Genomic DNA, 7152 nt, shown 5'->3' on the forward strand with positions numbered 1-7152 from the left:
TGATCGGCCAGAGCTGTGAGGGTCGACCATTCCCGCGACCGACCGGGATAGGCTGAGACGATGAACGACGACCCCCGCCCCCTCCCGCCCGCCGAGGGCTACGGTGTCGTCGCGATCGCGTCGTCGGCGGGCGGCATCACCGCGCTGAGTCACCTGCTGGCCCACCTGCCATCGCGGTTCCCCGTCCCGGTACTCATCGTCCAGCACTTGGATCGGCGGCACGAGACGATCATCGCCCACGTCCTCGGGCGTCGCTCGGCGTTGCCCGTGCAGCTGGCCGCGGCCGACACGCGGGTCGTGCCCGGCACCGTCTATATCGCGCCGCCCAACTACCATCTGCTCGTCGGACCCGACGGCGTGCTCGCCCTGTCGAGTTCCGAACTCGTGCATTTCGTGCGCCCCTCGGCGGACCTCTTGTTCGAGTCGGTGGCCGGGGCGTACGGTCCGCGAGCCATCGCCTGCGTGCTGACGGGGTCGGGCAGCGACGGCTCGATGGGTGTCACCGCGGTCAAATCGCGAGGTGGAACGGTGATCGTGCAGGATCCGGAGGAGGCGGAGTTCAGCGGCATGCCCGAGGCGGCGGTGAAGACCGGTGCGGTGGATTTCATTCTGCCGCTGGCGGATATCGCGGAGGTCGTCAGCGGCCTGGTCGAAGGAAGTAATACGTGACCGACTCCGATGAGCTGATGGTGGGCGAGCCTTCCGACCCGGTCGAGCAGGCCGATGACGGGCTGGAGGATCTGCTGATCTTCATCCGCGACTCCCGCGGATTCGATTTCACCGGTTACAAGCGCACTTCACTGGCCCGGCGCATTCTCAAACGGATGCACGAGGTCGGCATCCCCGACCACCTGGACTACCGCGATTACCTGGAGAGCAACGCCGACGAGTTCCGGAACCTGTTCAACACCATCCTGATCAATGTCACCAGCCTCTTCCGCGATGTCGAGGCCTGGCGGTATCTGCAGCGCGAGATCGTGCCGGAACTGGTCACGGACGCGGGCCCCGATGGTGAGATCCGGATCTGGAGCGCGGGCTGCTCGAGCGGGGAGGAGGCATACTCGCTGGCGATCGCGTTCGCCGAGGTGCTCGGGATCGACGACTGCGTGAAACGGGTCAAGATCTACGGCACCGATGTCGACGAGGAAGCGCTGCGCGAAGCCCGGTCGGGCCTGTACAGCGCGAAGGCGCTCGAACCGCTCTCACCGGAGCTGCGCGGGCGCTACTTCGAGCCCAACGGCGACAAGTTCCTTTTCCGGTCCGACCTGCGCCGCCGCGTGATCTTCGGCCGCCACGACATCACCCGCGACGCGCCGATCTCCCGGCTCGATCTGCTGGTCTGCCGGAATACGTTGATGTACTTCAATGTCGAGGCGCAGGCTCAGATCATCGATCGTTTCCATTTCGCGGTGCGCCCGGGCGGGTTCCTGTTCCTCGGCAAGGCCGAGATGCTGCTGTCCGACGGTGAGCGCTTCGAGGTCGCCGATATGCGCCAGCGCATCTTCCGCCGCCGTATCGGCGACGCCGTCGCGCCCGCCCAGCAGATCGCACCGCGGCTGGATGTGGGGCTCGGCCAGGAAGTGCAGGGGTTCGTCAAGCGCCGCCAACTGAGCGAACTCGCCTTGGAGACCGCGCCTCTCGCCGTCCTCGGCGTGGACACCGAGGCCAGGGTGTCCGTCATCAACGCCCAGATGCGGAACCTATTCGGCTTGAGCACGCACGATGTGGGCAGGCCGTTGCGTGATCTGGAAATTTCTTACCGACCGGTCGAATTGCGATCGGTCATCGAACAGGCCGTCGGCGAGCGGCGCACCATTCGCCTGACATCGGTGGAACGGCGTCTCGGGCCGGAGGACACCCAGTACTTCGATGTGCAGGTGCAACCGCTCTGGGCGCAGGAGCATGTCGCCGTCGGCGTGGTGGTCACCTTCGTCGACACCACCGTGGCGACCCGGCTGGCCCTGGAGGTGAAGGTAAAACGCGAGGAGCTGGAAACCGCCTACGAGGAACTGCAATCCACCAACGAGGAACTCGAGACCACCAACGAGGAACTGCAATCCAGCATCGAGGAACTCGAGACCACCAACGAGGAACTGCAATCCACCAACGAGGAACTCGAGACCACCAACGAGGAACTGCAATCCGGCAACGAGGAACTCGAGACCATGAACGAGGAGCTGCGCATCCGCAGCGCCGAGCTGGACGAGACGCGCATGTTCCTGGAAGGCATCCTGGCCAGCATCGACGCCGGCATCGTGGTGCTCGACGGCGATCTGCGGGTGCGCAGCTGGAATCGCGGGGCCGAGGAGCTGTGGGGGCTGCGTGCCGACGAAGTCCGCCAGAAGTACTTCTTCACACTGGATTTCGGCCTGCCCACCGATGGCCTGCACGACGTCGTCGCCGCCTGCCTCAAGACCGGGGAACGAGCCGGGCCGCTCGTGACGCCATCGGTCAACCGCATCGGCCGATCGATCGTGTGCGCCGTGACGTGCACGCCGCTGGACGGCGTGCGCGACGGCGTGGTGCTGCTGATGGAGGACGCAGGATCGTAATCGGCTGCGGCACAGGAATTTGACGCGCCTCGAACGACGTCCCTAGAATTTCCAGATGCTGTCGGCGGAAATCCGCGATCTGATCACAGCAGAGCTGCGTGAATACCATCGCGAACTGAGTAGCGCCGCGCGAGCGGCGGCCCTCGCCGAGAAGTACGAGCGGGAATTCGAACGCCGACCCGAATCGATGCGGCCCTTCCGTGAGCGCATGGCGGCTCTGAACCGCAGAATGGAGCACCGGCACCGCGCCTGCGCCCAGCTGCACCGGTCCTACGCCCTGCGATTGCGGCGCTGGGCCGAGCAGGGCACGCCGGAGCCGCGGCCGGGCTTCATGACCGCGGTCGCCGAGGAACTGCGGATGGATAGCGCGGTGATCACCCTGTTCGACGACGACCTGCACGAGCTGCTCGTCATCTGCTCCGATGCCACCGCGCGAGCGGCGCACGATCTCGAGGAGGTGGTCGGCACCGGTCCGGCGCGCGACATCGCCCTCGGTGGCAACGGCCTGCTGGTGTCCGGATGCGGACTCGTCGAACGCTGGCCCGAATTCGGTTCGGCCGCAGTTGATCTCGGTATCCGTACCTTGGTGGCCGTCGCCTTGCGCGCCGAATCGCGGCGGATCGGCGCGCTGTGCGCATTCTCACCGCAGACCGTCTCGGCCACCGAGACCGTGGCCATCGCGGACAGCGTGGCCGATGCGCTGGCCAATGTCGTCCTGCTGACCGCTGCCGTAAGCACCCGGAACACGGTGCGCGGGGCGCTGTTCGATGACGCCGATTTCCGCACCGAGGTACATCGGGCGGTGGGTGTGGTCGCGGTGCAGTGCGCGTGTGACTCGGAGACGGCGCTGACCCTGCTGCGAGCCCGCGCATTCGCGGAGAGCGTGCCGTTGACCCACATCGCACGGCAGGTGCTGGAGGGGACGTGCCGCTTGTGCTGAACACGAGACACGCCGCATCCGAGAGTGCGAAAGACGGTGCACCACTGGAATTCAGCGCGGGTTTGGTCAATGTGACGATGCGCCTGCTGGCCACCGGCGAAGACATCGGCGAGTCGTTGCGCGACGCCTGCGACATCATCTCGGCAATGCTGCCGGGCCGACCGGCGGCTAGTGTGCTGATCGCGATGGACGGTGCCGCGGCCGCCGGGGCCACGATCGGTGCGCAAGCCTTGGTGCGAGCCGAAGTTCGCCTGCGGAGCGGCCCGAGCCTGCAGGCGCTGGCACGGAAGCAGTCCATCTCGGTGCCGGACCTCACGGACGAGATCAGGTGGGGCGGCTATCCCGCCCTCGCACTCCGCGGCGGCATCCGTTCCCTCGCCGCCGAACCGGTGGTCACCGCGGCCGGGTCCATCGGCGCCTTGTGCCTGTACTCGAGTCGGCCGCACGACTTCGGCCCGTCGATCGGGCAGGCCGTCTCCCTGCTCGGGGCACATCTCGGTGTGGTGCTGCCGGTACGCCTCGAGGCCCTGCATGCCATCGCGCTGGCGGACCAGCTGCGTCAATCGCTGAAGACGCGCGGGGTGATCGACCGCGCGCTGGGAATTCTCATGGCCGACAACCGCTATGACCGTGAGCAGGCGTTCGCGATCCTGCGGGCGGCCTCGCAGCATCGCAATATGAAGCTGGCCGCGGTAGCGGCGGAACTGATCCGCACCACGACCGGGACCATCATCCCCCGGCTCGGCATGGACGCCGAGCCATCCTCGGAATAGGCTTCCGGCAGAAGAACCGCGATCGGTGGTGTGCGCCATGATGATTCGGCATGTCGGGGCCGAGAGCTTCGCGATTGGGCTGGCACAACTCACCTCCTCCGTGCTGTCGGCTCAGGATCTCGCGACATCCCTTTGCGACATAACAGACTTCGTCACCGCGATGGCGCCGGAGCGAACGATGTCCCGGGTGACGCTCACTCACGCGGTGGTCGCCGATATCGCCGACAGCGGAGGAGTCCCGGCACCGCCGATGGGAGAGCTGCCGCTCGACCACCCCGTCGGCCCGTGCTCGGAATCGATCGCGACCGGCCGCGTCGTGATGGTCCCGGAGCTCCGAGTCGAGCGGCGGTGGGCAGGGTATCCCGCGCGCATGCTCGAGCTCGGCGTCCGCTCGATCCTGGTGCAGCCGATACCGGTACCGCACCGCACGATCGGCGCGGTGGCCCTGTACGCGCCGGAGCCGGGGGCCTTCGACGAATCTCTGTGCCGAAGGCTGGCCCTGACCGCCGCGCAGGTCGGCGCACTGCTGGCCGCCGTGATCGCCTCGACTCGCCGTGCCGAGTCGACCACCCGGCTGATGGCGGATCTCACCGCCCGCTCGGCGATCGACCAGGCGGTCGGGGTCCTGATATCGCAGCGCTCCAGCTCCGCCGCCGACGCCCTGGCCATATTGCGCGAAGCCGCCGACCTCCAAGGCATCCGACTTCATGAGGCGGCGGCCGAGGTGATTCGCGCGGCCACCGGAAACGGCCCCGCACCCGTGCATTTCGACCCTCCCGAGCGGCCGACAAGTATCCGCGGACGCCGTATTCTGTAATCACGTCATCGAGTCCCGAAGCGCGGCTCACGGTTCACGCCGGACACGTCGTTCGTGAATCATGCCGGCAGCTAGGGAGACCGATATGGCTCTTCGAAATCGCCGCGAAGCCCGCAATTCGGCATTGGCCGCACCGTCGGCGGTCGTCGTCGCGGCCCTGCGAGCCCCGGTGCCGCCCGCCGCGGTCGAGTGGGATCTGGCGGTTCGGTATCTGCCCAGTATCGATTCGAATCACCTGCGCCGGTGGCTGGGTGCCGCGCGGGCCGCCGGCGGTGAATCCACGGTGGGCATGGTCATACCGACGGAGCTGTGGGCCTGTTCCGGGCGGCGCGAGGAATACCGCGAAATCTGCGTACCGGCCTGGGAATACGCCGAATTCGCCGCGGTCGTCACACCCCACCCGGAGGCTTCTCTCCGGCCCACCGGAACCGGGTAGTGAGGCTGTATGCCCTGGTCGGCGACCCGGCGTCGGCCGCATCCCGGCCGGAATCTGCCCGATCGCGGGCATGCCGGTGAAAGTATCCGGTGCGATTGACAATTCGACTCCACGGTCGATCCGCGATAAAGGATTTCGGTCCACGAGAATGGGTATTCGCTTACCTGAGCGGCCAGGCTGCGCAATTGCTCCGATGCTCGGCTCGGTGTCTGTGCTGAGATTTGCCACATGGTTCCCGGAGGACCGTGTGCGGATTCGATGGTGGCGATCGAACAGTGTCGGGTGGCAGGGAAATACGATGGACTTCGCGGGAGCGGGAGGGCTGCTCGGTGGTGTACCCCCGCGGCGAGCTGACCGCTGCCGGGTATCGGAATTTCAGCGATACGCTCGTGAAATTCGCGATCGATGAACCGAACGCGGTCGTGGTGATCCTCGACGACCTGCTGGTGGGGGTGCCGGACCTTTACACGGCCTTCAGGAGCGCGGCGCTGCGCGTGGGCGAGTGGCCGGACGTGCCGATCCACTTGGTCGCCCACGCCCAGACCCGGCGAGATTGGCTGCGGCGCAGCGCGGTCCGACTCCCGATCTTCGCCGACGTGAGCGCGGCGCTACGTGCCGCGGGCGGCGGGTCGCAGCGGCACCGGGCGACCTTGGAACTGGCCGAGGCCGCGGAGTGCGGGCAGCGGGCCAGGACGTTCGTCGAGGAGATCTGCGTGCGCTGGGACGTGCCGGAGGTCCGTGTCGACGCGCTGTTGATCGCCACCGAGCTGGTGGAGAACTCCTTCCTGCACAGTCGGGTCCCCGGCGGGATGCAACTGCGTCTGGAACTGCGCGACGACCGATTCTGCGTCGCGGTCGGGGACAACGACCCGCACGAGGCGCTGCTGCGGGAACCCGGAGTGGGGGGATCACGGCACTACGGACTGCACATCGTGGCCCGCCTGGCCAGCTCGTGGGGATGTGTGCCGCGTCGGCCGGCCGGCAAGGTGGTGTGGGCCGTCCTGCCGACGGGCCGATGGGCATTGCTCGCACGTTGAGCGGGAAGGCGAAGGCCGCGCGCATGGCAATGGCCGCCCGCAGCGAGATGATGGGGGCGGCCATTGTGCTTCGATTCGAGTCGGCCGGAGGCGTTTGCAGCCGCCGCCGGTGACCGGAAATCAGCGCGGGGCGTTGGCCGGGTCGACCAGGGTGGGGGTGCGGCCCTCCTTGCGGGCCTGCTTGGCGTCCTCGAAGAACTCGCGGCTGAACAGGGCCGAGAGGACCGCGATGCCACCGCGGTGGATGCGGAACTCGCTCTTGGCGCTGGAACCGGTCAGACGGATGACGCGGCCGGAGGCGTGCTGCGGGCGGGACATGTCCTTGACCTTGCCGCGGCCGGTCCACTCCAGCTCGGAGTAGTCGATGACCGCGTCCTCGGGGACGAGCAGCTTGACCATGGCGTGGTCGAGGTTGGCGTTCACGACGATCTCCTCGTCGCCCTCGATCCAGGGCGAGCGCAGGTCGATGACGACGCTGCCGTAGCGGGCCTTCACCTCGAAGGAGTTGGCGTGGGTCCAGTCGCCGAGGTGCTTCTCGGTGTTGTGGTCGGTGTGGATCTTGACGGTATCGGTGGTGTTCATGGCCTTGTCCTTTTC

General features: G+C 67.2%; 8 protein-coding genes. 7 read left to right on the forward strand and 1 reads right to left on the reverse strand.

Going from position 1 to position 7152, the window contains the following annotated elements; genetic code table 11:
- Positions 1 to 60 precede the first annotated feature (60 nt).
- The 7 genes from ON43_RS06860 (at position 61) to ON43_RS06890 (ending at position 6555) form a co-directional block, all read left to right on the forward strand.
- Entirely contained in the window at positions 61 to 669 is a 609-nt protein-coding gene (locus ON43_RS06860; RefSeq protein ID WP_040804861.1) for a chemotaxis protein CheB, read from the forward strand.
- Complete coding sequence (locus tag ON43_RS06865) at positions 666 to 2552, forward strand: CheR family methyltransferase (RefSeq protein WP_245568496.1); 1887 nt, start codon at positions 666 to 668, stop codon at positions 2550 to 2552. Before ON43_RS06860 ends, ON43_RS06865 begins: the two co-directional genes overlap by 4 nt.
- A 55-nt stretch (positions 2553 to 2607) precedes the next feature.
- Positions 2608 to 3492, forward strand: a complete 885-nt coding sequence (locus ON43_RS06870) for a GAF and ANTAR domain-containing protein (RefSeq protein WP_040804863.1) — start codon at positions 2608 to 2610, stop codon at positions 3490 to 3492.
- A gap of 77 nt (positions 3493 to 3569) precedes the next feature.
- Entirely contained in the window at positions 3570 to 4265 is a 696-nt protein-coding gene (locus ON43_RS06875; protein WP_245568497.1) for a GAF and ANTAR domain-containing protein, read from the forward strand.
- A 187-nt stretch (positions 4266 to 4452) separates the two neighbouring features.
- A complete protein-coding gene (locus ON43_RS42245) occupies positions 4453 to 5082 on the forward strand; it encodes a GAF and ANTAR domain-containing protein (protein WP_167333421.1) in 630 nt (209 codons plus the stop codon).
- Between the two features lie 85 nt (positions 5083 to 5167).
- Positions 5168 to 5518 (forward strand): hypothetical protein, encoded by a 351-nt coding sequence (locus ON43_RS06885; RefSeq protein WP_157513940.1) that lies wholly within the window; start codon positions 5168 to 5170, stop codon positions 5516 to 5518.
- A gap of 329 nt (positions 5519 to 5847) precedes the next feature.
- A complete protein-coding gene (locus ON43_RS06890; RefSeq protein ID WP_157513941.1) occupies positions 5848 to 6555 on the forward strand; it encodes an ATP-binding protein in 708 nt (235 codons plus the stop codon).
- A 120-nt stretch (positions 6556 to 6675) separates the two neighbouring features.
- On the opposite strand, the gene ON43_RS06895 is transcribed toward ON43_RS06890, so the two are convergent.
- The coding region (locus ON43_RS06895) for a hypothetical protein (protein WP_218003214.1) at positions 6676 to 7152 on the reverse strand (477 nt) is incomplete at its 5' end.

Source organism: Nocardia concava NBRC 100430 (assembly GCF_000308815.1).
Lineage (GTDB): Bacteria > Actinomycetota > Actinomycetes > Mycobacteriales > Mycobacteriaceae > Nocardia > Nocardia concava.

Excerpts from the sequence above, each read along its gene's own strand:
- ON43_RS06860 (WP_040804861.1), top strand. The coding sequence starts at position 61 with ATGAACGACGACCCCCGCCCCCTCCCGCCCGCCGAGGGCTACGGTGTC.
- ON43_RS06870 (WP_040804863.1), top strand. The coding sequence starts at position 2,608 with ATGCTGTCGGCGGAAATCCGCGATCTGATCACAGCAGAGCTGCGTGAA.
- ON43_RS06875 (WP_245568497.1), top strand. The coding sequence starts at position 3,570 with ATGCGCCTGCTGGCCACCGGCGAAGACATCGGCGAGTCGTTGCGCGAC.
- ON43_RS06885 (WP_157513940.1), top strand. The coding sequence starts at position 5,168 with ATGGCTCTTCGAAATCGCCGCGAAGCCCGCAATTCGGCATTGGCCGCA.